This window comes from Thermoactinomyces sp. CICC 10521, assembly GCF_016055135.1.
In the GTDB taxonomy this organism is placed as follows: domain Bacteria; phylum Bacillota; class Bacilli; order Thermoactinomycetales; family Thermoactinomycetaceae; genus Thermoactinomyces_A; species Thermoactinomyces_A daqus.
In genome coordinates, this window is the sequence record NZ_JAECVZ010000012.1 from 1 (window position 1) to 26,562 (window position 26,562).

The 26,562-nt window shown below is 49.6% G+C and carries 28 protein-coding genes; 18 read left to right on the forward strand and 10 right to left on the reverse strand.

Annotated elements, in window-relative coordinates:
- Nucleotides 1-134: 134 nt before the first annotated feature.
- From I8U17_RS09960 to I8U17_RS09970, 3 genes are all read right to left on the reverse strand, one after another.
- A complete protein-coding gene (locus I8U17_RS09960) occupies nt 135-566 on the reverse strand; it encodes a hypothetical protein (RefSeq protein ID WP_152568557.1) in 432 nt (143 codons plus the stop codon).
- 197 nt (nt 567-763) lie between these two features.
- Nucleotides 764-1,189: a hypothetical protein gene (locus tag I8U17_RS09965; RefSeq protein ID WP_152568558.1), complete on the reverse strand. Its 426-nt coding sequence runs from the start codon at nt 1,187-1,189 to the stop codon at nt 764-766.
- Between the two features lie 85 nt (nt 1,190-1,274).
- Nucleotides 1,275-2,399 (reverse strand): hypothetical protein, encoded by a 1,125-nt coding sequence (locus I8U17_RS09970; protein ID WP_198059346.1) that lies wholly within the window; start codon nt 2,397-2,399, stop codon nt 1,275-1,277.
- A gap of 93 nt (nt 2,400-2,492) precedes the next feature.
- On the opposite strand from I8U17_RS09970, the gene I8U17_RS09975 reads away from it, so the two are divergent.
- Together I8U17_RS09975 and I8U17_RS09980 are read left to right on the forward strand one after the other, a co-directional pair.
- Nucleotides 2,493-2,678 (forward strand): hypothetical protein, encoded by a 186-nt coding sequence (locus tag I8U17_RS09975; RefSeq protein ID WP_152568559.1) that lies wholly within the window; start codon nt 2,493-2,495, stop codon nt 2,676-2,678.
- A 51-nt stretch (nt 2,679-2,729) separates the two neighbouring features.
- Entirely contained in the window at nt 2,730-3,179 is a 450-nt protein-coding gene (locus I8U17_RS09980; RefSeq protein WP_198059347.1) for a riboflavin biosynthesis intermediates N-glycosidase, read from the forward strand.
- A 26-nt stretch (nt 3,180-3,205) separates the two neighbouring features.
- Here I8U17_RS09980 and I8U17_RS09985 read toward each other — a convergent pair whose 3' ends face one another.
- The 5 genes from I8U17_RS09985 to I8U17_RS10005 form a co-directional block, all read right to left on the reverse strand.
- The gene (locus I8U17_RS09985; protein ID WP_033101225.1) at nt 3,206-3,955 is read right to left on the reverse strand and encodes an arylamine N-acetyltransferase family protein; all 750 of its coding nucleotides are present in this window, start codon (nt 3,953-3,955) and stop codon (nt 3,206-3,208) included.
- An 86-nt stretch (nt 3,956-4,041) separates the two neighbouring features.
- Nucleotides 4,042-4,938, reverse strand: coding sequence for a YitT family protein (locus I8U17_RS09990; protein ID WP_033101226.1), 897 nt, complete (start codon nt 4,936-4,938; stop codon nt 4,042-4,044).
- Between the two features lie 143 nt (nt 4,939-5,081).
- Nucleotides 5,082-6,419 carry an MFS transporter gene (locus I8U17_RS09995; protein ID WP_033101227.1) on the reverse strand — a complete coding sequence of 446 codons (1,338 nt, stop codon included), beginning with the start codon at nt 6,417-6,419 and terminating at the stop codon, nt 5,082-5,084.
- Entirely contained in the window at nt 6,412-8,916 is a 2,505-nt protein-coding gene (locus I8U17_RS10000) for a PEP/pyruvate-binding domain-containing protein (protein ID WP_198059348.1), read from the reverse strand. Before I8U17_RS10000 ends, I8U17_RS09995 begins: the two co-directional genes overlap by 8 nt.
- A gap of 45 nt (nt 8,917-8,961) precedes the next feature.
- Complete coding sequence (locus tag I8U17_RS10005; RefSeq protein WP_198056168.1) at nt 8,962-9,546, reverse strand: TetR/AcrR family transcriptional regulator; 585 nt, start codon at nt 9,544-9,546, stop codon at nt 8,962-8,964.
- A gap of 416 nt (nt 9,547-9,962) precedes the next feature.
- Here I8U17_RS10005 and I8U17_RS10010 point away from each other — a divergent pair, with 416 nt between their 5' ends.
- The 6 genes from I8U17_RS10010 to I8U17_RS10035 all read left to right on the forward strand — a co-directional run bounded on the left by I8U17_RS10010 (nt 9,963) and on the right by I8U17_RS10035 (nt 16,813).
- Nucleotides 9,963-11,198, forward strand: a complete 1,236-nt coding sequence (locus tag I8U17_RS10010) for an ABC transporter substrate-binding protein (RefSeq protein ID WP_232331023.1) — start codon at nt 9,963-9,965, stop codon at nt 11,196-11,198.
- Between the two features lie 62 nt (nt 11,199-11,260).
- Entirely contained in the window at nt 11,261-12,214 is a 954-nt protein-coding gene (locus I8U17_RS10015; protein ID WP_232331016.1) for a carbohydrate ABC transporter permease, read from the forward strand.
- Nucleotides 12,211-13,032: a carbohydrate ABC transporter permease gene (locus tag I8U17_RS10020; RefSeq protein ID WP_052154241.1), complete on the forward strand. Its 822-nt coding sequence runs from the start codon at nt 12,211-12,213 to the stop codon at nt 13,030-13,032. Before I8U17_RS10015 ends, I8U17_RS10020 begins: the two co-directional genes overlap by 4 nt.
- Before the next feature lie 147 nt (nt 13,033-13,179).
- Complete coding sequence (locus I8U17_RS10025) at nt 13,180-15,249, forward strand: BglG family transcription antiterminator (protein WP_198059349.1); 2,070 nt, start codon at nt 13,180-13,182, stop codon at nt 15,247-15,249.
- Complete coding sequence (locus tag I8U17_RS10030) at nt 15,246-15,509, forward strand: PTS sugar transporter subunit IIB (RefSeq protein ID WP_033101232.1); 264 nt, start codon at nt 15,246-15,248, stop codon at nt 15,507-15,509. The genes I8U17_RS10025 and I8U17_RS10030 overlap by 4 nt, the downstream gene beginning before the upstream one ends.
- Nucleotides 15,510-15,550: 41 nt before the next feature.
- Nucleotides 15,551-16,813, forward strand: a complete 1,263-nt coding sequence (locus I8U17_RS10035) for a PTS ascorbate transporter subunit IIC (protein ID WP_198056189.1) — start codon at nt 15,551-15,553, stop codon at nt 16,811-16,813.
- 129 nt (nt 16,814-16,942) lie between these two features.
- On the opposite strand, the gene I8U17_RS10040 is transcribed toward I8U17_RS10035, so the two are convergent.
- The gene (locus tag I8U17_RS10040) at nt 16,943-17,260 is read right to left on the reverse strand and encodes a MerR family transcriptional regulator (RefSeq protein WP_033101233.1); all 318 of its coding nucleotides are present in this window, start codon (nt 17,258-17,260) and stop codon (nt 16,943-16,945) included.
- Between the two features lie 276 nt (nt 17,261-17,536).
- On the opposite strand from I8U17_RS10040, the gene I8U17_RS10045 reads away from it, so the two are divergent.
- The 10 genes from I8U17_RS10045 (at nt 17,537) to I8U17_RS10090 (ending at nt 24,927) form a co-directional block, all read left to right on the forward strand.
- Entirely contained in the window at nt 17,537-17,800 is a 264-nt protein-coding gene (locus I8U17_RS10045; protein WP_033101234.1) for an HPr family phosphocarrier protein, read from the forward strand.
- Between the two features lie 290 nt (nt 17,801-18,090).
- Nucleotides 18,091-18,906 (forward strand): ABC transporter ATP-binding protein, encoded by an 816-nt coding sequence (locus tag I8U17_RS10050; RefSeq protein ID WP_198056165.1) that lies wholly within the window; start codon nt 18,091-18,093, stop codon nt 18,904-18,906.
- Nucleotides 18,907-19,083: 177 nt separating this feature from the next.
- The gene (locus tag I8U17_RS10055; RefSeq protein WP_198059350.1) at nt 19,084-20,013 is read left to right on the forward strand and encodes an iron-hydroxamate ABC transporter substrate-binding protein; all 930 of its coding nucleotides are present in this window, start codon (nt 19,084-19,086) and stop codon (nt 20,011-20,013) included.
- Between the two features lie 21 nt (nt 20,014-20,034).
- Nucleotides 20,035-21,072, forward strand: coding sequence for a FecCD family ABC transporter permease (locus I8U17_RS10060; RefSeq protein WP_198056163.1), 1,038 nt, complete (start codon nt 20,035-20,037; stop codon nt 21,070-21,072).
- Between the two features lie 2 nt (nt 21,073-21,074).
- A complete protein-coding gene (locus I8U17_RS10065) occupies nt 21,075-22,082 on the forward strand; it encodes a FecCD family ABC transporter permease (protein ID WP_033101271.1) in 1,008 nt (335 codons plus the stop codon).
- Between the two features lie 115 nt (nt 22,083-22,197).
- On the forward strand, nt 22,198-22,893 hold the full coding sequence (locus I8U17_RS10070) for an RNA polymerase sigma factor (RefSeq protein ID WP_198059351.1): 696 nt from the start codon (nt 22,198-22,200) through the stop codon (nt 22,891-22,893).
- Nucleotides 22,877-23,263, forward strand: coding sequence for an anti-sigma factor (locus I8U17_RS10075; protein WP_033101238.1), 387 nt, complete (start codon nt 22,877-22,879; stop codon nt 23,261-23,263). The genes I8U17_RS10070 and I8U17_RS10075 overlap by 17 nt, the downstream gene beginning before the upstream one ends.
- Nucleotides 23,264-23,314: 51 nt before the next feature.
- Nucleotides 23,315-23,719 carry a hypothetical protein gene (locus I8U17_RS10080; protein ID WP_052154243.1) on the forward strand — a complete coding sequence of 135 codons (405 nt, stop codon included), beginning with the start codon at nt 23,315-23,317 and terminating at the stop codon, nt 23,717-23,719.
- Nucleotides 23,720-23,733: 14 nt separating this feature from the next.
- Nucleotides 23,734-23,961 (forward strand): hypothetical protein, encoded by a 228-nt coding sequence (locus tag I8U17_RS10085; protein WP_033101239.1) that lies wholly within the window; start codon nt 23,734-23,736, stop codon nt 23,959-23,961.
- Nucleotides 23,962-24,243: 282 nt separating this feature from the next.
- Nucleotides 24,244-24,927, forward strand: a complete 684-nt coding sequence (locus I8U17_RS10090; RefSeq protein ID WP_198059352.1) for a TerC family protein — start codon at nt 24,244-24,246, stop codon at nt 24,925-24,927.
- 146 nt (nt 24,928-25,073) lie between these two features.
- On the opposite strand, the gene I8U17_RS10095 is transcribed toward I8U17_RS10090, so the two are convergent.
- The gene (locus I8U17_RS10095; protein ID WP_152568561.1) at nt 25,074-26,492 is read right to left on the reverse strand and encodes an MDR family MFS transporter; all 1,419 of its coding nucleotides are present in this window, start codon (nt 26,490-26,492) and stop codon (nt 25,074-25,076) included.
- Between the last annotated feature and the right edge of the window lie 70 nt (nt 26,493-26,562).

Sequence of the window (26,562 nt, forward strand, 5' to 3'; positions counted from 1 at the left end):
GGTCACATCAGGTTTACTTTATCTGTATATATCCTAGAAATATACAAAACCCCATTCCTTTTCCGAAGAAAAGGGTGGGGTTTGTCATCAATCTCCAGACCCGTTTGATGACGGGTCTTGCTTTTTTCTGCCGGTTATTTTTTCTTCTTGACCCCTTTTCTCGCCGGTTTTCGCAATCCCCGCGGAATGTCAAACTGCCAAAAAGTGCCGCCGAATCCGCCCGTTGCCGATCTTCTGGTAAAGGTGACTCTCTGCGTGGTGGGATCCACACTGATTTGGAAACTTAAGTTGCCGGACCCTCTGGTCACCCCCCGTGGGACATCGACCCAGGTTCCTCTTACGACGTTGCCGCTTCGGATTCCGCGAAACACATTCGTAAAGTTATCCCCATCTCCGGCATTTCCCAGTCCAGTCCACCAAATGGTGTTCCCGATTTGCCGGACATAATAACGGCCGCCATCATCACAATCGTACACACCCGTCGGATTGGAGATGGTCCCTTGTGCTGCTCTCACTTTTTTCTTGGGAATCAGTTTGTTTCCGGCAATCAAACTGCTTGTGGACATGGAATCACTCCCTTTTTTCAAAGTCAATTTATCGTATGAAAAAAGAGAATGATGGTTTGTACCAAACGACCATTTCTGTTTTTTGGCACAAATATGAACGAATAAATGAATAACTCTGCTGATTTCCTGGTGTGGAAGTCTTGCTTGAAAACGGAAAAGATGCCCGCAGTACACGGGCATCTTTCTGAGAAAGCCGTTTATCTTTTTCTTTTGACTCTTCTTCTTGCCGGTCGTCTTAATCCCTGCGGAATGTCAAATTGCCAGAAGGTTGCGCCGAATCCGCCCGTTGCAGATCTTCTGGTAAAGGTGACTCTCTGTGTAGTCGGATCCAAGCTGATTTGGAAACTTAAGGTACCAGACCCGGTGTTTGTTCCCCGCGGAACATCGACCCAGGTTCCGCTGACGACGTTTCCGGTTCGGGTTCCGCGAAAGACATTCGTAAAGTTATCTCCAGTTCCTCCGTTCCCCAGTCCAGCCCACCAAATGGTGTTCCCGATTTGCCGGACATAATAACGGCCGCCGTCATCAGAGGTGTAGACACCCGTCGGATTCGCAACCGTCCCTTGTGCCGCTCTCAATTTTCTCTTCGGAACAGCTTTGCTTTCTGCGGATAATTTTTTCAACATCTCATCACTCCTTTTGAAATTTACACTCTATGATATGAAGAAAAGAGGATGATAGTTTGTGCCAAAAACCAATTCTATTTTTTTAGGCTCTCCGGATTGGTAGAGACGATGGAATGCCCCGATCTTTTACTTTCAGCACACGAATCTGCTCCAATTCCACGGGGTTGAGAGGTTGAACGTAGGCAAAGTTATGATTGGGAGGGGGGCTTGTTGCTTTCCCCAGGCCTGAAGGACGGGCGATTCTGATTTTTAAAGCCTGGACAGCCCAGTGAATTGGGTAATTGACGGACATGATTCCATCGTCCGTTCCGGCCAAAAGGACCGCGGCAGCAAAGTTGTCCCGATCCCGCAGCCAGACAGAACCGGAATCACCCGGAAGAGCGCTGGGTTTGCTCCCGGTAACAATCGTTTGGTTGCGGTAATAAAATGTGGTTTCCTCAGGCAGATAGTAGAGCACTTTGATATCGGTATGGATCGACTCAACGATTCCCCTGACCATCCCCGACGTTCTCCCTGTTTTTTTAAAGCGTTCCCCCACTTTATAACTGATCAGATGGCCCGGCAATGCCATTCGCTGACCTGATTCTCCCGAAAGGTATCTGGGGTCCAGGAGATCATTGCGATCCGGAATGGAGAGGGCAGCATCGATATAATTTACCCCGTTTCGATTGAAAGGAACATATAAAAATGCTCGTCCGATCCGATCCCTTATGAGCTTCCCGCCATCGGAAGGTCCCGGCTGAATCGTTTCACTGAACTGATTGGTATTGTAGTGAGTGAGAACATGATTATTACTCAAAATATACAGTTGGGGGTATTTGGAAAACGCGGATACTATCACTCCGGCTGTCCCTGTCCCATCGGCATTGCCAATACTGGCTCCCCCGGGCACGGGACGAAGGCGGCTTTGCCAACTCGGGAGGGCGGATGATTTGCGAAATCGTGGATGATGTGTGGTGCAGCGTCCTCTTTGAATGATTCGCACAGGCACGGCGGAATTTTTTCTGATCGCTTTCATTATTGCTGATTGCAACGAAGAGTGAATGGAGGCGGATAAGTTTTTGCAGGTATATAGATTGAGACAAGCACCTTGGGAGGGAACCTTCGGATTGGCGTATCCTATTCCGATTCCTATTACTTCGGGCCGTTTCATGATCATGGGGGCAAGTCTGTTTTTGTGTATCAGTGCTTCATAAAAAGTAGCCATTTTCTCTCCCCTTTCGAGTGGATTTACCATAATTTATGATTGCGTGATTCATAAGGTTTAAGATAACACCCCAGAGGAGAAGTCCGTCCCTTTTTGAGCGTAGTTGAACCGGAGGAGGATAAGTCATATTTGGACAGCAGAGCCGATGAATTCGGACGGATCGTCATTCACCGGACACGCCCTGGAAAACTGATTGAAGGGGGTGTTTTTTGGTTGACAGGCGATGGGAAAGAGGAGATGGAAGTGTATATCTATTTAAAAAATTATGTTATGATATAATTCTAGATTTTTATTGATTGGGAATATTTACGGGCAGGAAGGTGAACCTCGGTGACCATTTATTTTTATAGAGTGAATGAACCATATGGTTGTTTCTCCAATTTTTCGGCGCATGGTTTCATGCTGGACGGAAAATGGTGGCCCACCAGTGAACATTATTTTCAAGCGCAAAAGTTTGCGGGAACCCCCTATGAAGAGAAGATTCGCCTGATAAAAAGCCCGAAGGACGCTGTGACCATGGGCCGGGATCGCCGTCTGCCCCTGCGCCAAGATTGGGAATTGGTGAAAGATGAAGTGATGCGAAAAGCGGTGTTGCAAAAGTTTAAAAGCCATCATGACATTCGGGCGATTTTGCTCTCCACCGGCAACCGGGAGATTGTGGAAAATTCACCCGTTGATTATTATTGGGGTTGCGGAGCAGACGGAAGCGGCAAAAATATGCTCGGGCAGATTTTGATGGAAGTCAGGGAAGAGTTGCGCCGGGAAGGAAATCGATCATGATCCGGGTATGTGGTCAGATATGAGACTCATACCCGGATGCCGAAATAACGCAGGAGCTCTTCATCAAACTGTTGCCGGGACGAGATGGGAAACTTTTGTTGCTGTCCGTTCCGGGTGATCGTCAAAAAGTTGGAAGTGAGGGTGATTCGTCCGTCCCTGGTGGCAATGGTGCACATCGCTCTCTGTGTGAAATTGGAAGAGGGCGAAGTTTGATGGTATTCGCACATCTCGGTGAATGCGTCCAGCTCATACGACTGGGTCGTAAACCGGAACTGTGTGGACCAATCGCCATTCTCCTGTCTTTGCAGGAGATAGTGATCCCGGATTTGGTCGGGAATGATGCGGTACCGGCCGCTGATGTCTTCCACTTCCTCACCAGTGAGCGGGAGCGGAAGCCGGCAGCTGTTCCCGAAGCCGACATCGACTAAATAGGGCTGATCCAGATGAACCAGCAGAGTCAAATGATCGAATTCCCGGCCATAAGAACCGTCCGGATTCCGCACGCGCGCAGAGATCCGTGAGGTGACAAATCCGCACTCCCGCAGCAGCCAGTCAAACAAGCCGTTCAGTTCATAGCAAAAACCGCCGCGACGTTGTTCCACGATCTTTTTGTAAAAAGCGGGCAAAGATATGCGAATGGGTCGGTTCAGCGGGATGTCCAGGTTTTCAAAGGGAACGTGTAGCAGATGATTCTCCTGAAGAAGCGACAGGAATGCCCGGTCAGGATGTTTTACGGCTTTGATCCCGATCCGTTCGAGATAAGCGGATCGTTTCATGGGAAATCAACTCCTTGGAGATCAGAGAATGTCCGGCATGCAAATGGATGCAGAGCCCCCGGGAAGAAGAGGCGATGGCGGTAACCTCAGTGAATATCCCGTTTCTTGAAGCGACCGCCCTGGATGTCGTGGATATTGCCGATCGCCAGGAATGCCTGGGGATCAATTTCTTCCACAATCGATTTCAGTTTCGCCTCTTCCAGACGGGAGATCACACAGAAGATCACTTTTTTCGCATCGCCTGTATAGGCTCCCTCGCCGCTCAAATAAGTGACCCCCCTCCCCAGCCGGTATAAAATCACTTTTCCCAGCTCTTCCGGATAGTCGCTGATAATCCAGACCGATTTGGTTTCATTAAAGCCTTCAATGGTAATGTCAATCGTTTTGAAGGCGATAAAATAAGCCATCAAGGAGTACATCGCCCGGTCCCACCCGAAGACGAATCCGGCGCTCCCGAGAATGAACAGGTTGAAGAACATCACTGTTTGGCCGACAGACAGTGGAATTCGCTTGTTGAATAAAATAGCCAGAATTTCCGTCCCGTCCAAAGAGCCGCCATAGCGGATCACCATGCCCACACCGGCTCCGAGGATGATTCCTCCGAATACCGCGGCCAGCAACGGATCTTTGGTCAGTCCGGGAACGGGATGAAGCAGGTTGGTTCCGACTGACATTGCGACGACGCCGATTAACGTGGAAATGGCAAACGTTTTTCCGATTTGTTTATAGCCGAGAAAGAAAAACGGAAGATTGAGAGTGAAGAGCAAAACACCCAAATTAAGTCCGGTGAGGTGTGACAGAATAATCGAGATGCCGGTAATCCCGCCGTCAATGACGTGGTTGGGCACCAGAAAAATTTCCAATCCGACAGAGACAAGAGCAGCGCCTGCCAAAATCAAGATAATCCGCTTTACCATGTTGGCAAAGGGCAGTTTTTTATGCTCTTTTTTTGCGGGTTCCAATTGTTTGGCTACAGCTTCCATCTTTTGCTCCTTTCCGTGAAAGTTTGTTTTTTTCAATTATCGCGTGTGGTGGGGCGAAGCAGCGTTTTCTGCCTTGTTGATGATTGACGAAAGTCAGGCAACCTGCTTCACCCTTTCTTAAGTGTAATTCAGGGAAATTCCCGTTATTTTGCCTCCAGCCGGGTTGCCGGTTTGGATTCCCATTCCAACTTGATGCCTCTGGAAATGAAAATCCCTGCTGCCGATACTGCCAGCAAAATGACGAACAATGATGCTTGGCCCACCAACAGACTGACCAGAGTCGATGATATCATACTGCCAAAATAACGGAACGTGGAAAAAATGCCTGAGGCCGTCCCCGACAATTCTTTGCTCACCGATTGCAGAGATGCCGTCTGCATGGCGGAGTTGCCGAGTCCGCCGGCCAATCCCCCCGCGATCAAGGCGAAGAGGAGATAAGGGATTGACGTTGATAGATGAAGGAACCAATAAAGCGCGCTGGCAAACACGGAGATTGCAAAGGTCAGTGCGATCATCTTGCGGTTCCCCCACCGGGCTGTCAGCTGTCCGCCGATCCATCCCGCGGCAGACATGGAAATGGAGAAAACAAACATGACCAGTCCCACCTTCTGGGTTGAGAGGTGGTAGTGGGATTCCAGAATGAGGGGCATGGCCAATAAAGTGGCGTACATCACAAAATTGCTGAGCAAAATGGAAAGATTGGCACTGGTGAACGTGCTGTCTTTAAACAGTGAAAACTGAATCAAAGGATAGGGGGCATGCAGCTCCCGATATACGAATAAAGCGGCGAAGATGGCGAACAGAACCCCCAGCACGATATAGCCCGGAACCGTTTGCGGATGAGTCAGCAAAATCAACATGGCAAAACTGACGGCCAGATAAAGGGAACCGGGCCAGTCGAGTTCTGCTTTTTTGCGCACCTCGCTTTTCGGCAGAACGAACCATGTGGTGGCGATGGCGAAGATGAGAAAAGGCACATTGACCCAGAAAATCGACTTCCACCCCCACAAGCTGATCAGGGTGGAACCCAGCAACGGTCCGATCGCCGCCCCCAGCCCCATGCCCATTCCAAACAGCCCGAACACTTTGGCCATGCGCTCTTTGGATACGGCATGGCGAATGATGGCGCTGGCATTTGGAGTGGCCAGTGCGCCACCGATTGCCTGAATCGATCGGAAAGCGATCAGCCAGGGCAGGTTGAACGAAAAGGCACAGGCGATGGAACCGAAGAACAACAGGGCGAGTCCCCACATGTAGATGCGGCGGTTACCGTAGAGATCACCCAGCTTCCCGGCGATCGGCTGGGTCACGGCCATAACGATCAGGTAAATGGTGACCACCCAGGAGATGGAGGTTAAACTCTCATGAAAAAAGGCGGAGATGGCCGACAAACCGACGGCGATCATGGTGGAATTGATGGGGACCAAAATCGTCCCCACCAACAACGATACAATTAAAAGGAGTTCCTTGCCCTTAGTCATGGATCGTCACCGTCCCGCTGCTTCCATCAACGGTGACCGTATCGCCGTCTTTCAGCTTTGAGGTCGCGTTCCGGGTACCGACGACAGCAGGCAGGTTGTATTCACGGGCAATGATTCCCGAATGGGAGAGGATGCCCCCTGCATCGGTGACAACAGCCGCCGCCACCGTAAAGAGGATGGTCCATGTCGGCGTTGTCGTTTTGCAGACAAGGATTTCCCCTTTTTTCAGTCTGCCAAACTCTGCTTCACTGCGGATCACCCTCACCTTGCCGGTAAAAGTGCCCGGAGATGCGGCAAACCCTTTGAGTTCCCGGTCTTCATCTTTTTCTTCCACATTGCGCAAACCATGGACTTGGGCAATTTGCGGATTGGACAACAATTCAGGCGAAGGTTTGCCGAAATGGGTCGGAATGATCCGATTTTGGTTCCTTGCAAATTCCGCTTTGCGCTCTGCAATCAATCCGGAAGAATCCTGCGGTTTTTCCATTAATTTCAGCAATTCATCATAGTAGAGGAAGAAAATATCTTCTTTTTCGTTTATCACTCCGTGCCTGGTGAGGGTATTGCCCACGTTCAGCAGGAACAGGCGTGATTTGGCGGAGAGCATGGCATCGATGTAAAAGTGGTGGTCATCGCGGATCGTCGCCGCGTCCAGCGCCCATTGGTAGACCTCCATAAACCGGCTTTTCAGCTCGCTCTCCGGCAAAGAGTCGAGAAATGCTTCGTATTTTTGAGTGCGTGACTTCACGATCCGGGCATGCTCATCTGCAAAATGATATCCGTTTTGCAAATAGGTTTGAATACGGCTCAGTGGGAGTGACAGGTCTTCAATCCAGGTTTTCCCCAGGAATTCATGGGTATTGTCTTTGCGGTATCCGTATGTTTCCAGCATCCGTTGCAGTTCGCGCAAAAAGCGTTGGCCGGCATCGCTTCTGGCGAGTCGTTCCGTAACCCGGTCTGCTGTCTCTTCCTGCAAAGCTGCCAACACTTCTGGATCCTGTTTTGCCTGCTCTGCCAGTTTCCAAAGCTCCCGGTCGGTTTCCAGCGATTTGTTCATGACACCAACCAGTAATTCTTGAAGGAAAATGGGATCCTTTTTCCCGGTCAATTGTTGATAAAGGTTCTCCAACATCCTGTTTACGGCTGAGGGTGGTGCGACCACTTCAAAGTGCACTTCCCAGGCTTTTTGGTAAAAGCGGAACAGATCGGCCACTTTTTCCCGTGCTTCATCCAGTTCCAGCTCTCTGTGGCTGTCCTGATCCAATTGACGGTAAATCGGCATCAGTACCTGATTGACCCGGTCAGCCAGATACTGTTTGACATTGGGGAGCAACGGACGGACGATTTCCTGATGTTGAGCCAAACGTTCTTTTATGTTGCCGCGGAACGGTTCAATCGACATGTAGATGTGACTCAGATGCGATTTGATGCGGCTTTTGCCGACCGGAAACTTAAACTTGCTAAAGCCGGCATGAAATCCGTGGACAAAGGCGGGAACCATGAAAGAAGTGAAAAGCGGGCTTTTTGGGCCATCAAAGTGGGTTTCATCATAAAACCAGAACTGATCTTTTTTGTCCTCTTCGTTCAGCAGAATCGACCATTGGAAATCGGAGATGGCCGTGGTGATCGGCCGGGCCTGGAGCAGGTAAATCTTGCCCTGTTCGATGCCAAATTCCAAATCGACCGGGAGCTGATAAATTTCTTCCACCCTCCGGGCGATGTCAGCCAGTGACCGCACTTGGGCATCGGTCAGGCAAAACTGCTGCCGTTCCGTTTCCGTTGTCTCCACCGTCCGGGTTCCTGAGGGGCCGGCGAGAATTTTCACTTCTTTCAACCCCGGCTCTTTTTTCAGGTTGCCGCTTTTTTTATCGATCACGAACTGATCGGGGGTCGCCATTCCGGACACGATCGCCTCACCCAGACCGTAGCTGGCGTTGATCACCACTTCATGCGGATTCTTGCTGATGGGATTGGCTGTGAAGATGACACCGGAGACATCAGAATACACCAGACCCTGTACCACGACGCCCATCGCCAGATCGGAGAGGGAGATGTTCATTTTCTTCAGATAGGAAAGAACCTGTTCTGAAAACATGGATGCCCAGCAATGCCGCAATTTGTTCAGTAGGTCTTCAAATGCCGTTACATTGAGAAAGGTTTCGTACTGTCCGGCAAATGAGGCATCTTCCAGATCCTCTGCCGCGGAAGAGGAACGCACGGCCACTGCGGCAAACGATTTCCGCAAATGCTCAAACCGGGCTTTGATCTCCTCTTTTACTTCATCGGGAATCACGGCTGTCGTCAGCTTCTCTGACAGACCCTGCGCATCATCCAGGCTGATTCGGTTGGCGGCGAGCGTACGCGAAAGTGCCTCTGCAGTGACCACGAAACCATCGGGAACCGGCAACTGGTGGTTTGCCAGGATGGACAGGTTTTTCGCTTTTGCCCCTGTTGCGCCCTCATATTGGAGTGCAGTTTCAAACGGGATGGTGAACATCAACACATCTCCCCTTTTTTCTCTCTGTGGTTTACGTTCAGGTCCCTAAGCTTTCAGGCCACGGGCGAAAATGCGCACGGCCTGCAAGATGAACTCACTTTCATCCAGTTGGCTGAGTAGATCATTGATTCCCAAAACAGCGTTCAAATTCATATAGAGAAACCCGACCGCGGGCACTTCCGGGTTGACGTCGATCATTTGTCCGCGCGCTTGCATTTCCCGGAAATATTCAACGAGATGATTTTTCAGGCTAACGGGGTTTTTATACATCACTTTTTCCTTGAGATGGGGAAAATGTTTGCTTTCTTTGTACAAGACGGTAAATGCCTTTTTGTTTTGCCTGATGAGTGACTGGTACAGTTGTGCGATCAGAAGAAGATCGGCTTCGAGATTCCAGGAGATCTGTTTCTCCACCGTTTGCCAAAGGGGCACGATAATGGAAAAGCGCTCAACGGCCGCCTCCAAGAGGTTCATTTTGGAGCCGAAATGACGGAACAATGTCATTTCACTGACATTTGCTGCCTTGGCAATTTCTTTGGTGGTGACCGCTTGATAGCCTTTTTCCGCCATCAGCTCAATGGCCGCTGTCAGGATTTTCTCTTCCGTCGTCGTCATCGGTGTTTGTAACATCCTCCTTGACAAAGCCTGGATGTTAGTGAGCACTAACTAACAAATTAATTATATAACTTTATTTAACTTTATGTCAATATTTAGTTAATAAATGATTGATTTTTTGTGAATAACACATAAGAGTATTGATGAGTTGCGATCGGAGAACGCACGACCCGATATGGGGGGGAGACCGGGAAAAATGATTTCATCCGGTTACACATTAAAAATGAAGAACAGGACAAAATATTTTAATCTGAAATATTAGTCTATTCAAACGGTCTTTTCATTGCTATACTACAAATAGCAGATGGTTTCTTAATTTTATTTAGTTTCAGTATGTTAATACAACTCTGGATCCAGAGGGGGGCTTGGGCTTGAAATTAAATGGTCGCGCCTTGTTCTCTTGTCTGATGGCAGGCATGTTGCTCGTTCTCATGACGGGATGCAGTTCCGATTCGGCTTCTTCGGGATCCAATGCCGCCAATAAAAATCAGGTGGAAATCTTCAGTTGGTGGACAGGAGCCGGTGAAGAAGACGGTTTGAAGGCACTGATCGCCCTTTTCAAAAAGAAGAATCCCGAAATTGAGGTCATTAATGCCGCGGTCGCCGGAGGGGCGGGAACCAATGCCAAAACCGTGCTGGCGACGCGGATGCAGGGAAACGACCCGCCAGATACTTTCCAGGTTCACGGCGGTGCTGAGCTGAACGACAGCTGGGTGGCAGCGGACAAAATGGAACCGCTTAACGATTTTTATGCAGAGCAAGGTTGGAAGGACAAATTCCCCAAGGCGTTGATTGATCTGGTGAGCAAAGACGGAAAGATTTATTCGGTTCCGGTCGATATTCACCGGGGAAATGTCCTCTGGTACAACAAGAAGATCTTTGACCAATACGGTCTGAAACCGCCGGCGACGTTTGATGAGTTCTTCAAGGTGGCGGATACGCTGAAATCCAAGGGAGTGACTCCGCTTTCTCTCGGGGATAAGGAACCGTGGACAGCAACGCAGCTTTTTGAAAATATTCTGCTGGGGAAACTGGGGCCTGACGATTACGACAAGTTGTGGAAAGGGCAGGTATCTTTTGATGACCCGCGTGTAAAAGATTCCCTCGTTACCTTTAAAAAGATGCTTTCGTATACCAATCAGGATCATGCGGCCAGAAACTGGCAGGATGCCACGCAATTGGTGGGCAAAGGCGAAGCAGCGATGAATGTGATGGGGGATTGGGCCAAAGGCTACCTGACGAATGACCTGAAATTGAAGCCAAACCAGGATTTCGCCTGGGCTCCGTTCCCGGGTACGGATAAAACGTTCGTCGTTATAACGGACACGTTTGGATTGCCCAAAGGGATCAAACATCCCGAGGCGACAAGGAAATTTTTGGCCGTGCTGGGTTCGGTTGAAGGGCAGGATGCCTTTAATCCGCTGAAAGGATCGATTCCCGCCCGGCTGGATGCGGACCCGGGCAAGTATGATGTCTACGGAAAACAAACAATGCAGGATTTTCGCTCGTCCACTCTGGTTCCGAGTCTCGCCCACGGTTCGGCCGCTCCGGAAGGCTTTGTGACGCAGTTTAACCAAATCATCAATACATTTGTCACCCAAGGGAATGTCGATCAGGCGATCCAGATGATGAAACAAGATGCAACGGCAAATCTGGCGACAAAATAACAAGATCGTTTCAGGTGGCAGTTGGTTCTGCCGCCTGATCTTTTTCAAAGGAGGCGATCGCTTTGGCCGAAGCACAAACGGTTTCGACAGTGAAGAAAGGGCGGCACAGGGAGAAATGGATTTCCTTTTTGTTTGTGCTCCCTTCGCTGATCGCGATTTTTGTCTTTGTCTATGGATTTATCGCGTGGACCGGTTATATTTCCCTTACGAAATGGAATACGTTCCTCAAGGATCTCAGTTTTGCCGGCTTAGCCAATTACCGCTTTCTGTTTGCCGATTTTCGCTTTCAGTCTGATCTGCGGAATACGGTTGTGTTTACCCTTTTGTTTATGGCCGTCTGCATTTGCCTGGGCCTGTTTTTGGCGGTATTGCTTGATCGCAAGCGAAAAGGGGAAACCCTGTTTCGCAATATCTTTCTGTTTCCGATGGCCTTGTCTTTTATCGTGACAGGGGTTGTATGGCAATGGATTTTCAACCCCAGCACCGGCATCAACCTGATTTTGAAACAGTTGGGCGTCGATGATCCGCCGCTTTGGTACGTGCAGACAAAAGTGGTCCCCGATCTGCATCTCGGCCAGCTTCATGTCGGTCTGCCCCTGGCGCTGATCGCAGTCATTATTGCGGCGGCCTGGCAATTGTCCGGGTTTACCATGGCGATGTTTTTATCTGGATTGCGCTCGATTTCTGATGAACTGAAAGAGGCTGCGCGAGTGGACGGAGCAACGGAATGGCAGGTTTTCCGCTATATCCTGTTACCGGCTTTAAAACCAATCACATTCAGTGCCATCATTATTCTGGGGCACATATCCCTGAAAATTTTCGATCTGGTTTATGCCATGACGGGACCCGGTGCCGCCTTTGTCACTGACATGCCCGGGCTATATATGGTGGAGACGACATTCAAAGGAAGTCATTATGCGCAAGGAGCGGCGATCGCCGTAATCATGCTGGTTCTCGTTTCCCTTCTGATTATTCCCTATCTGGTTCTTACCTTTCGGAAGGAGGAGAGCTTGTGATCCGAAACCGCATCGCCCCATTTTTCAGCAACGGTATTCTCATTTTGCTCTCAGTCTTTTTTCTGCTGCCTGTCTATGTGATGGTGACGACCAGTCTCAAGCCGGTCAGTGAAGCGACGCTGGCTCAGATGTGGGAACTGCCCTCGAGAATCGACCTGACCAGTTACGGGATCGCGTTTGAAAAATTGGAGCCCCATTTGCTCAACACGCTTTACCTGGTCATTCCGGCCACGATCTTGTCGGCACTGCTCGGATCGCTCAACGGATATATCCTGTCCAAATGGCAGTTTACCGGTTCCAACACGCTGTTTGCGCTCATCTTGTTCGGAATGTTTATTCCTTATCAAAGCATTTTGATCCCCTTGATCCAATTTTTGCAGAAAATCCAGCTTTACAATACCATTCCGGGATTGATCCTTGTCCATGTCGTATACGGCATCCCCATCACGACGCTTATTTTTCGCAATTTCTATGCCAACATCCCAAGGGAGGTGGTCGAAGCGGCCCAACTTGACGGAAACGGCATTTGGGGCATTTACCGGCGGATCATTCTCCCGTTGTCCATTTCCGGATTCGTGGTTGTCGGCATCTGGCAATTTACGCAGATTTGGAACGAATTCCTGTTTGCGATCACCATCACCAACACTTCACAGCAGCCGATCATGGTGGCGTTGCAAAATCTTTCCGGAAGCCAGATCGTCCAGTGGAATATCCAGATGGCCGGGGCGCTGATGGCCGCGCTCCCGACGCTGCTCGTTTATATTTTTCTCGGCAAATACTTTATCCGCGGTTTGTTGGCCGGATCGCTCAAAGGGTAAAGAAAAGACACCGCTTGCTTCAGTCTGCGGTGTCTTTTTTTGTCGATCATCCCACATTTGTACAAAGCGATTTACAATATTTGTGATGGAAACGGTTACAAAAACGAAAATTCTCTGTTTATACTAAAGGAAAGAAGGGGATGGGTCATGCTACTGGATGAACGCTGCCTGAAACTGCTTCAGGAGATCGTGACGAGACCGGACAGTTCATGGAATCAATTGCAACAGAATCTTCGTCTGTCGCGCAGACAACTCGCTTATGCTCTGGACAAGATCAATGCCTGGCTGACCTGTGAAAAGCTGCCGGAAATCGAATACCGACGCCGGGAGGGATTCGTGTTTCCACCGGTGTTGAAGGAAAAAGTGCAAAGCATGCTTTCACCGGTTCAGAGAGAAGAGTATGTTTGGTCAAGCAGGGAGAGAGCCCGGTTGATCCTGTTGTCGCTTCTCACCACCAAGGAAACTTGGTCGCTGATTCATGCCAGCAGTTTTCTGCAAGTGAGCCGCAACACGGCTTTGTCCGATATCAAAGAAGCAAAACGGATCGCCGCTCAGGCGGGTGTCGATCTGATCTATTCAAGGATGGAGGGCTACCTTCTGACCGGACCGGAGTGGCAGCAGCGCAAACTGATGCGATGGCTGGTTTTGCATGCATTGGAGCAAAAAAATGGAGAAGTTTTGCTGACAAAAGTGTTGGAGCAAGACCGGGAAGTTCCGTATTCCGGTGTGCGATCCTGTTTGGAGAGAGTGGAACGCGATCTGCAAGTTCGCTATACGGATGAGCATTTGCTGCAACTCACCTATATGCTTCAGTTTTTGGGGAAGCGGCTGGAACGGAAATGCCTGATCTGCTGGGATGAGGCGGAATGGGAGGAAATTGCCCGGACTGAAGAATACCGGGTGAGCCGGCATCTTCTCGGTGAATTGGCACCGGACGGGCTGTCGGAAGAAGCCTTCCGAACCGAACAAGCCTATATCGCCCTCCAATTGCTCGTGACCAATGTTTTTTCCCAAAAGGAAAAACCGATGCAAGAGATCGCCGCAGCCATGGTCGGGGAATTTGAACGTATCGCATGTATCAGTCTGGCCGAGAAAGATCACCTGGCTTCGCTGATCGCGATGCATCTGTATTCGGCTTATTACCGGATCAAATACGATCTCGAAATGCAAAATCCCCTGCTTGATGTGATTTTGCGCGAAAACGAAGCATTGCACTATTTGGTGAAAAAATGCGTGATTCCTTTTCAAAACCGGGTGGGCAAGCCCGTTCCCGAAGGAGAAATGGCTTATTTTACCATGCATTTTGGCGGATGGCTGAGGCGACAGGGGCTTGAACTGACCAGCAGGCCCAAAGCGGTGGTGGTGTGTCCCAACGGTATTGCTATTTCCAATTTGCTGACGCATGTGCTGCGTGAACTCTTTCCGGATATTCTGTTTCTCGATGTCCTGACTGTAAGGCAGTTTTTTTCCGGACGAATCAAGTGTGACATCGTTTTTTCCACCGTCTATTTGCGAACCGATTGCAAGTTGTTTATTGTGAAACCGATTTTGAGCTGGGAAGAGAAGGCCCGGTTGCGTAGCGAAGTATCGAGAGAAATTTATGGCTTTCCTGCAAACCGGGAGCAATTGGTTAAGGTTATGGATGTGATAGAGCAGTATGCCGATATCCATGACCGGGCCGGTTTGTCCAAAGCGTTGGCCTCGCTTTTTGCGCCAAACCATTTCACTCCTCCATTTAAAAAGGAGAGTAAGAAACCGATGTTGAACGAGTTAATCACAGAACAGACCATTCAGTTGCGCACGCGGGCAGCTGATTGGAAAGAGGCGATCCGCCTGGCGGCTAAGCCTCTCATCGACAGCGGTTCGATTGAAGAGCGTTATGTGACAGCCATGATTGAGTCGATTAACCAGTTGGGGCCGTATGTGGTGCTTGCGCCCAAAGTGGCGATTCCGCACGCTCGTCCCGAACATGGGGTAAACCAGTTGTCGATGAGTTTTTTGCGGTTGAGAGAAGCGGTTCTTTTTCCGCAAAATAAAGCCGTTCATTTGATCTTTGTGCTGGCCGCTGCCGACAATGAATCGCATTTGCTGGCACTGGCCCAGCTGTCGGAGCTGCTGGCAAAAGAAGAGGAAATTGAACGCCTCATTCAGGCGGAGACGACGGAAGAAGTGATGAATATGATCAATCATTACTCAAAAGGGGATATGCAAAGATGAGAATCTTGGTCGTATGCGGTAATGGACTTGGCAGCAGCTTTATTATGGAATTAAACGTGAAGAAGGCGTTGGGTGAACTGGGTAAGGAGGCGGAGGTGGAGCACACCGATTTGGCGACCGCCCGCACCGAAAAGGCGGATATCTATCTTGGGGCGCAGGACATCATCTCCCAGTTGGACGACGGCACGCGCACGATTGTGGCGTTGGAAAATGTGATGAATCTCGAGGAGATCAAAGAGAAGCTCGCCTCGCACCTATGAGTAGAGCTGTCCGATCCAAATAAAGGAAGTTGGGGATGAAAATGAAGTTTTTGCAAGTGATCGTTGATATCCTGGGAACCCCTTCAATTCTGGTAGGGATTTTTGCTCTGATCGGCCTGCTCCTGCAGAAGAAAGGGCTGGCGCAAATCATTTCGGGAACGCTGAAGACCGTTCTCGGGTTTATTCTGATCGGTGCCGGTGCCAATGTGATTATCGGCTCCCTCGATGTTTTTGGAAAGATGCTGAACCGCGGATTTTCCATCTCGGGCGTGATTCCCAACAACGAGGCGATTGTGGCTGTGGCGCAAAGCACATTCGGCACCTCCACCGCTTTGATCATGGTGTTCGGGATGGTGGTCAACCTCATTCTCGCCCGTTTTACGCGCTTGAAATTCGTATTCCTGACCGGGCATCACACCTTGTTCATGGCCTGCTTGCTTGCCGTCATTTTATCCACCGGGGGCTTGCACGGAGCTTTACTGGTCACCGTCGGGTCCGTGATCCTGGGGATTTTGATGGTGGTTTCCCCGGCGATCCTTCATCCTTATGTGCGGAAAATTACGGGCACGGATGATTTTGCAATCGGCCATTTCGGTTCTTTTGGCTATTTTGTCGCCGGTCTGGTGGGGCAACTGACGGGTAACAAAGAGAAGTCCACCGAATCGATCAAAGTGCCCAAACAGCTCAGCTTTTTGCGGGATACCTCTGTTGCCGTATCCTTGACGATGACGATTTTGTTTCTGATTGTCGCCCTCTTTGCCGGGCCTGCTTATATTCAAAAAGAGCTTTCCGGAGGACAAAATTATCTCGTCTATTCCATTATTCAGGCGATTACGTTTGCCGCTGGTGTTTATGTGGTTCTGGCCGGGGTGCGGATGCTCATCGCGGAGATTGTCCCGGCGTTCAAGGGGATTGCCGACAAACTGGTGCCGGATGCCAAGCCTGCCCTTGATTGTCCGACGGTGTTCCCGTTTGCGCCCAATGCGGTGATCATCGGATTTTTATCCAGCTTTGTGGCCGGACTGATCAGCATGTTCCTCTTGCCGCTGGTTGGACTGAAAGTGATCGTGCCGGGGTTGGTGCCCCATTTCTTTACCGGAGCGACTGCTGGTGTGTTCGGCAATGCGACGGGCGGACGCCGCGGGGCGATTTTCGGCGCCTTTGCCAATGGTCTTATTATCAGCTTTTTGCCTGCCCTGTTGCTTCCGGCTCTCGGGGAACTCGGCTTTCAGGGAACCACATTTGGCGATGCCGATTTCGGCGTGGTCGGTCTCATCCTCAGCCAGATCATGAAACTGTTCTGAATCAAAGAAAAAGGAGCCCCCAGGCGCAGATGGTCCTGGGGGATTTTCTATTCAAACGGAAAGCGGACGAAGGGATTGCTTGAGGCATCCCTGCCGCTGCGGGAATGTTCGGGCCTATGAAGCAGGCCTTCACTTGGAGTAATTGTAGTTTTTCATGCCAAAGGCGGCATTTAGCTGTCCCTCGATCATTTTGTGCCGGAGTTTGGGATCTTTTAACTTTTTTTCTTCCATTTTTCTGATCTCATGAGATTGCCAGCCGTCTTCCATTTTATTTGCGATATCCATTAATTTTTCGACGTCGGAAAAGGAGTATTTACGTGTGCCGCCTTTGGTTCTCTCCGGAAAAATCAGCTGTCGTTCCTCATAGTAACGGATTTGCCGGATGGATAACCCGGTTAATTCACTGACGGTTCCGATATTGATCACTTTTCGGTCTTTTAATGACACGGTATCCGCCCCCTTTATGTCATGATTTTAGCAGCTTTTTTGACATTTTTCTAAATGGTTGTCAGATTATCTTACGTAAAATTTGAGGGAGTCGGGAGAAATCTTGTCATAAAATGTCGCGTAATTGTGGCGGATGCAGGTGGAAGTATGAAATACTTGGAAGGGGGGCTCGAAGGGCCATGGGCAGCGATGGGATCAACTTGCCCGCCTTGTTGCTGACGGTTTTTATGCGTCTCCTTTTTCATTTTGCGAATCTTTTTAAAGGGGATGACTTACATGAAAGAACTTCGCTTCCAGTGCAAAATTCCATCCCGCATTCCGTTGGAAAAAATGATTCAATTTGTGCAGAAGATTGATCAATTTGACAGTGTCATTTTAATCCAATCACAGCATACCACGATCAACGGAAGAAGTTTGCTCGGCATGTGCATATTGGCCACCGGTTTGGTCAACAGTCAGGTGACCTTGCTCATTTCCGGACCGGATGCTCAAATGGTGTTTGAACAGATGAAGGATCTCCTGTTTGAAAAAGCCGGATAATTCGGGAAAAAAGAGGATGAAGAGGCGTTGCCCGATATTTGGTGCTTTTTGAGGGGACTCGAATCAGCCTTGCGTTTCTTTTTCCCGAGCTTGCAATACCGTACAGGTGCAGTGGGAAGGCGAATAACCTTTTCTCAGTAATTGACATAATCCCGTGTTTTAAATAAAATACAGATGAAATTGAGAATCGATATCAATTCAGTGCTGGCGAAGGAAAGGGCCCGGATATGAACGCAGAGTGGGCCGCTGTCTCTTCGATTGTTCGGGAAAGAGAAACGGGAGGCTAACCGATGTCCAGGCTTTATACTGAGAATTTAAGCATAGCCTATGGCGATGAGGAGATCGTCAAAACGTTAAACCTGAACATCCCTGATCAGAAAATTACCGCGATCATCGGACCGAATGGTTGCGGGAAATCAACCCTGCTGAAGGCGATGGCCCGAATCCTCTCTCCGCGGTCGGGTGCTGTATTTCTGGACGGGAAAGAAATGATGAAGCAATCGACAAAGAAGATTGCGCAAAAAATGGCCATCTTGCCTCAGACCCTTGTTGCACCGGAGGGAATTACGGTTGCGGAATTGGTTTCCTACGGCAGGTTTCCGTATCAAAAGGGGATGGGGAGGCTGAAGGATACAGACCGGGAGGTAATTGATTGGGCGCTTCAGGTCACAGGTATTGCCGACTTCAGGGACAGGCAAGTCGATGCCCTTTCGGGAGGGCAGAGGCAAAGAGTTTGGATCGCTGTGGCATTGGCTCAGGAAACGGAGATTATTCTTCTGGATGAACCAACAACCTATCTTGATTTGTCACATCAGCTGGAGATCCTGGAGTTGCTGAAATATTTGAATGAAAAAGAAAAACGCACCATTGTGATGGTGATCCATGATCTGAATCAGGCAGCCCGTTTCGCTGATCATCTCGTGGCCATGAAAAAGGGTCGGATCATAAAGGAAGGGACTGCGCAAGAGGTGATGACTTCGGAGGTTATCAGGAGTGTCTTTAACATTGATGTTGAGATCGGACTGGACCCGAGAACTAAAAAGCCGATGTGCCTTACTTATGATTTGATCAAGAGGTTTCATTCAAAGGAAGAAATGATGATCTGAGGATTTTTCAAAATGGATTTGTTGGCCGGGGCGTGTGTCCTTTCTGACCTCCCCGCGTCTTCCGGATTTTCAGCCCTGGGTTGTGTTGGCAGCTCACGGGCAGTTTGTGGAATCATGCATCATTTTTTATATGCTGTTGAGAATGATTTTTATTATCTTTTGTGAGGGATGAGCAGGATGTGGATTTATAAAAAACATATTTTATTCAGTTTGCTTGTTATTCTGTTGGGGTTGTTGACGGCGTGTTCCGGTGGAGCAGGCCAGACGAACCAAGCCGATTCAGATATGAAAATTTACCATTCGGATACGGGAGATGTAAAAGTGCCTGCCCATCCGAAGAGAATAGCCGTGTTGGCCGCATCCTACACCGGGAATCTGCTGAAGCTGGGAATCACCCCGATCGCGGTAAACGAATGGCCCAAGAAAAACAAATTTTATGAGGGCAAATTGGATCGCGTGGAAGTGATCGGCAATGATTCGTTGGAAAAGCTGCTGGCTCTGAATCCCGATTTGATCATTGCCTATTCTAACGATAAAAACCTCAAGAAATACGCCGAAATTGCCCCGACTGTCGCCTTTACCTATGAGAAACACAACTATCTCGAACAACATATTGAAATCGGAAAGTTGGTCGGCAAAGAAAAGGAAGCACGTGCGTGGGTGAAAGAGTGGCAAGAAAAAGCCGAAGCGGCGAAGAAAAAGGTTCATGAAGCCATCGGGGACGATGCAACGTTTACCGTGTTGGAGAGCTATGGAAAAGATGTTTACGTATATGGAAACAACTGGGCCCGCGGGACAGAGGTAATCTATCAGGCTCTGGGTCTCAAAGCTCCCAAAAAGGTGGAGCAGGATGTTTTTGGGACGGGATATAAAGCCATCTCAGCAGAGGTGCTTCCGCAGTACGCCGGAGATTACCTGTTTGTGGGAACAGGATACGGAGCAGCGGACAATTCATTTATGGAGACAGAGGTTTGGAAAAGGATTCCGGCTGTGCAAAAGAACCATGTCATTACCTTTGACTCAAACTCTTTCAATTTTAATGACCCGATTACGCTTGAAAACGAACTTGATTTTATCGTAAATGCACTGACAAAAGAGAAAAGATAGGAATTAAAAGGACTAATTCGAATGATGATGACCAAAAACAAACAGGCAACAGGTAATCGGGTTTACTCCCGACCGGCCATTGGAACATCCGTGTTGGCTTTTGGCTTGATTATTCTGGTCGGGGGGATGGTGCTCGCGATCTCAGTGGGAGCCGCCCATCTGGATTTTCTTACGGTATGGAGATCGATCTTACACTACGAACCTGCCAGGGAAGCGGATCAGATTATTGTCGGCATCCGGTTGCCAAGGGAGTTGGGAGCAGCCATTGTCGGGGCTGCCTTTGCGGTCAGCGGAGCCATCATGCAGGGAATGACGAGAAATTCCCTCGCAGATCCCGGTTTGCTTGGTTTGAACGCCGGTGCAAGCATGGCGCTCGCCTGTGCATTTGCGTTCCATTTCACGTCTGACTATTTGTCTATCATGATTGTTTCTTTTATCGGTGCCGGAATCGGAGCGGGGTTGGTATTTGGTCTGGGATCTTTACGGCCGGGAGGGATGTCTCCGATCCGCCTCACTCTGGCAGGTGCGGCGGTGTCGGCCTTATTGACCGCTTTGGCGGAAGGCATTGCCCTGTATTACAAACTGTCCCAAAACCTTGCTTTCTGGACGGCCGGAGGAGTTTCCGGGACAAACTGGCTTCAATTAAAACTTGTTTTTCCGGCCATTGTTGTCGGCATGGTGATGGCTGTCATGCTTTCCAAAGGATTGACCGTCCTCAGCTTCGGGGAAGAAATGGCCAAAGGGTTGGGGCAGCGTACTGTATGGACAAAGGCAGTCCTGACGGTTGCTGTGCTGATTCTGGCCGGTGCCGCGGTTTCGCTGGCTGGTCCCGTTTCTTTTGTCGGATTGATCGCTCCGCATATCGTCCGTTATCTGGTTGGAACTGATTATCGCTGGATTATCCCGTGTTCAGCCGTGTTTGGGAGTATCTTCATGGTGCTGGCCGACACAGCGGCGAGAATGGTCAATGCTCCGTACGAGACACCGGTAGGCGCCATCGTATCCATCATCGGCGTTCCTTTCTTCCTTTATCTCGCACGAAAGGGAGGAAGAACATGAACATGATCCGTTTCGACCCGCTTAAGAAGGTTCGCTTTACCCTGATCGCCGCATTGGTTTTGCTTCTGGCATTGATTGTGATCAGCATGGCCACCGGATATGTCTCTTTGTCCCCTGCCCAATTGGTGCGAACGATTTTCGGGCAGGGAACGGCCAGGGAAAATTTGATTTTGTATGATTTCCGGCTTCCGAGAATCATTATAACCGTGTTGGCCGGGATGGGGCTGGCTGTTTCCGGCTCGATTCTGCAAAGCATTACCCGAAACCCTCTTTCCGATCCGGGTATTTTGGGAATCAATGCAGGTTCAGGGCTCATGGTTGTTTTTTATGTCGTGTTTTTTACAGCGGAAGCGAACCGCTCTTTATTCGCACTCCCCCTGTTTGCGTTGACAGGAGGGATATTAACGGCTGGTTTCATATATATTATGGCTTATAAAAGAGGGGAGGGGGTTGACCCGAATCGGCTCGTTTTAACGGGTGTCGGAATCGCGGCGGCTCTGTACGGGGCTGTTTTGATCCTGACCACCCGTTTGCAACGGGAGCAATATGATTTCTTTGCCAACTGGATGGCAGGGAGAATTTGGGGGGATGATTGGATCTTTGTTCTTGCTTTGCTTCCCTGGATTCTTTTGCTCGTCCCGTTGGCTTTGGCAAAGTCGAATTTACTCAACATCTTGAATTTGCATGAGCATCTCTCTGTCGGTTTGGGCGTTCGGGTGGAAAGAGACAGACGGCTCCTTATTCTGATCGCGGTCGCCCTTTCTTCGGCTTCTGTATCCGTAAGCGGGGGTATTCCGTTCATTGGGCTTATGGCTCCGCATATCGCCAGGGCCTTGGTCGGACCGCGACATCAACGCTTTCTTCCGCTTGCGGCGATGATCGGGGCCATTTTGCTCCTTGCCGCGGACACCATCGGCAGGGTTATCCTGGACCCGAGCGGGATTCCGGCCGGAATCGTCGTAACCATCATCGGCGCCCCCTACTTTATGTACTTAATGGCCAAAAAGTAGTATCACCATCGTTGTTTTTGCCCCGGTAACCCGGGGCTTTTTCTTTGTAAATGTGCGGATGATCGGATCGCGGGCACATTTCTCTTCCGATGTTGCTCAGGTGATCAGTCCCGGGTTGGTTCTGGATATCGTTTTGACGGGAAAAATTTTTTGGATTGATCGAACCAAAAGCCGGTTTGCCCCGACTCACTATATGAATGAACGGGGAGGTGGTGGGGATGGGTTTTCCGGGAAACGCGTAGGAGAAAATGCGGACACACTGGCAGAGCAGTGGCTAAAGGCGATGGCGATGGGAGACCAGAGGGCGTTTGCGGCACTGTATCAGGAGTTTGCCCCGCGCCTCTACGGTTATCTGCGGGTACAGATAAATCATGATGCCGACATTCAGGATTTGATGCAGGATATTTTTGTGGCCATCTGGAAAAGTTCCGCCCGCTATAACGGAGAGGCGAAAGTGGCGACATGGATTTTTGCGATTGCCCGGCATAAGCTGCTTGATTGGCTGCGGTCCCGTCGCCGGTATTCGCAATTGGAAAGCCTGGAGGAGATCGGCGAATTCCGAAGCGGTTCAGAACCGGATATTGCGGATCAGGTGGTGACCGAACTCTCCGTCGCTGACGCCCTTGCAGCCTTGCCACCGCACCATGCCGAGCTTTTTTACCTCGTCTTTGTCGAAGGAATGAGTTATAAAGAAATTAGTGTATTGCTGGGTATTCCAGAAGGGACAGTAAAAAGCCGGATGCATCAGGCGAAGGGCCGGATGCGGCAACAATTGCGCAAAGGAGGGACTGATGATGAGCGAACTGTGTAAAACCGTGCAGGAATTGCTGCCCTGGTTATTGACTGAGACGCTGTCGAGCGCCGAAATCGTGTCCACCCTCAACCATGTTAAAGAATGTGATGCATGCAAGCGGGAACTTGCCTTTCTCGTTGCCGTAAAAAACAGCGCTGTTTCCGTGTGGGGCTCACAGCCTGATCCTGCGTTTCGTGATCAGCTTTGGGCGCGCATCCAGGCAGCCCAGTTTCAAGCACCGCGGCGGCGTACCGGTTGGATCAGGAATATCCCGGCTGCGCTCAGTCAGGCAGTTTCTCCCTTTCTCCTCGGACGGGATGCAGTCCGGTTTGCCTTCAGGTCGCTGTCGGCTGGCTTTACGAAGATTTTTGCAGCGCTCATTCCGTGACGCTGAGCTTCTGTTTCATCATTTCAATTCAATTAAAGGAGAGATGGGATTATGGAATTCAGACCGGGTCCTTCTGCGAAAGAAATCTCTGAAATTCTTGAGGTTATGGCCAAAAAAGCCCCGGAATTGCTTGAGGTTGTGTCAAATAAAGTTCCGGAGGTATTTACAAAGCTGTTTGACATTCTCTATTCCGAAGATTCTGCCCGTGAGATGGGCAAAGCGATCGGAAGCTTGTACAAGGAATTGATTGATGCGGGAATTCCTCAGGATGCCGCCCTTAAAATGACATCCGATTACATGTTTTCACTGAAAGATTTGGTTCGCAATTTTTCCTCCGGAAACAAGCAATTTTATTTCCCGCAAAAAGACTGGAGAGATTGGGGCCGGAGACCGCCTTTCGGTCCGCATGACAGACCGCCGTTTAACCCGCCCAATCATAAACCCTCTGACCAATAACGGAGGCAGGGGCAATGGGGTATCTTCATCTCATTGGGCGAACGGCGGCCGGACTGACCAAATTCAGCTCGGCTTATATCCGGTGCAGTCTCGGCAAACGGACCGCCATCAAACGGTTTGAGCAGGAATTGATCCAATCCGGCCTCCCGCTGCCTGTCGTAAAACAACTGACAGAAGAGTATGCGGATATGGTCAATTTAAATCCAATCGACTATGCCAAAATATGGCGAAAACAAAAATAGTTTGATATAAAGGCCGTCGGGAGTGCTCCTGGCGGCCGTTTTTTCGTAAACGGGTTCAGGTGTTTTATTTGATATTAAGATAGTTTTATTGGATAATTGTATTGGTAATGCAGTCTTCATGATTATTTGCAGTAAAAGTAAAATGAATGGGGGTTCACTTCGGAGCGAAGATGAACCTTTTTCTTGGGTTCCAGGGGTGTTGTTCGATGGTATAATCGTGCCCCGATGCGCCCGATGAAAATCAGGCACCCGATAACCTCTACCCGGGAGATGTTTGTCCTTATGATATCAGCTTTTTTGATTGGTCTGGTAAAAATTATCCTAGTCAACATTGTATTAAGCGGAGACAATGCAGTCGTGATTGCCATGGCCAGCCGGGGATTGAAACCCGAGTTGCGCAAAAAGGCAGTGTTTTGGGGGAGTTTTGGAGCGATCGGGCTCAGAGTTGTCCTTACGTTTATCGCCGCCTGGATGCTCAGAATTCCATTGGTTCAGTTCGTGGGGAGTTTGATTCTCGTCTGGATCGCCATCAAATTATTAAAGGGTGAGGATGATGCTCACGAGATCCAGGGCAGTTCGCGTTTGCTGGAAGCGTTCAGGACAATTTTAATCGCGGATCTGGTCATGAGTTTGGACAATGTGGTGGCTGTCGCAGGAGCGGCCGAAGGAAATATGGTCTTGATCATAATCGGCCTTGCGCTGAGCATTCCGCTCATCATTTGGGGGAGCCAGCTCATCATGAAACTGATGGAACGCTTCCCGGTCATTATCATTGTCGGGGGAGGATTGTTGGGGTACACCGCAGGGGAAATGATGGCGGAAGACAAAATCTTCCGGCGCCTGGTTGTCGATTCCTTTCCCGCTTTTGATGACTTTTTGCCGGTTTGTCTCACTGTATTGGTCATTGTGATTGGACTGCTCTGGAAAGTGAGGAGCAGCGAAACGAATCCTTCGGATTGCAGATGACGGCAGACGGGAGCAGGCATAGAAGATCACTGCTGGAGACAGCTGAGATTTTCTATGCTTGTTTTTTTATGAAGAGAAGAATCCCGTTGGCCGGGAGCGATCTGCCCCACAGGGAAACGAACCGGGCCAAGGGATTCACGGCAGGATCATAAAGTGGAAAAGAGATCAATCAAGCGCATGAAGGACAGATGGTCCCCGAAATAGCGGGAAGCGATAAAGAGGATTCCCAGCAGAAAGGAGATTAAAGGAATCATCTTATAGGAAAACTTGATCAGAGAAGCGAGCCTGAGATCATACAGCACGCGATAGACAATCTGGGCAATTCCCACTCCGCTTTTTTGCCGGTATCGCCGGTATCCCATGGCATAAAACCAGATGATATGCAGGGAGATGATGACAATCACCCACCAGGTGAGCGGTGCTCCCACCTGCTTGAACATCCAGCCGCCAATCATCGGTCCCAGGAAGAGACCGGCCTGGGCGAGGTTGCCGATTCCGTAATAGGCTCCTCGGTAGCGGTCGTCCGCCAGCTGGTCGATCATCTTGTTTGTAATCGGAAAGATGAGCATTTCACCAAAGGTGAACAATACGATGCCGATGATAAAAAAAGAAGCGTGTTTTCCGATTGCAAACGAGGCATACCCCAGCGCGAAAATAAAGCAACCCAGGATCACGCTGCTCAGAGGGTTTTTATTCTCGGCCCAGCTGGCTACCAGCCCCTGCAATAAGATGACCATCAACGCGTTAATGGCGATCAGGAGGGGATAGACATTTTCACCGTTGCTTAAAAGGCTGTAAAGATAAATGGGCAAGTTTGTTTCCATCTGTGAATAAACGATATAAAACAACAAACTGCCCATGATGTAATACCCGAGTGACCGATCTCGTGCCAGCACCCGGACAAAACTGGAAAACCGTGTCGACTCCTTTGGCCGGGACCATCTGGTCTGTTGCTGATAGTTACGCAATGTCACGATCAGGAGAAGCGTGTAAAGGGCAAAAGCGATTCCAGTGAAGAAAAAGGTATAAATCCCCACCCATTCATATAAGTAGGTTCCGAGCAGCGGACCGGTAACCATTCCGACATTGAGTGCAGTATACCGATATCCGAAAATTTTTAACCGCTTGGACTCTATCGTCAGATCGGCCATCAGCGCCTGGGATGCCGGATCAAAAAAAGAACGGCTCAGCCCATGTGCCAGGCTTAAACCGATGAAGCTGTAATAATCCCTGGCAAACATAAAACCGAAGAAGACGAAAGTCCACAAAATCATCGAAAGCCAGAGAATGAACCGCCTCCCGAAGAAATCGGAGAGAGGTCCTCCGATGAGCCCACCGATTGCGCCTCCCAAACCGGCCATTCCCAAGACGGTGCTGACCTGCAAAACTTCCAGGTGCATTTGTTTTGTAAGGTAAAAAGAGAGGAAAGGCAAACTCATAAACACAGCCATCCGCGTAAAAGCCGTCCCGAACAACAAAAACAGGACAATGGGATGCATGCGCTCCTGTTTGTATTTTTCTTTTCTGGATAAAGTGCCTGCCTGGATTCCTTCTATTCTCGCCACCCCCCTCTTTTGGAAATTCAAGCGGGTTTTGGTGAATTTATTATGGAAAAAACTGAATTCATTTTTATCA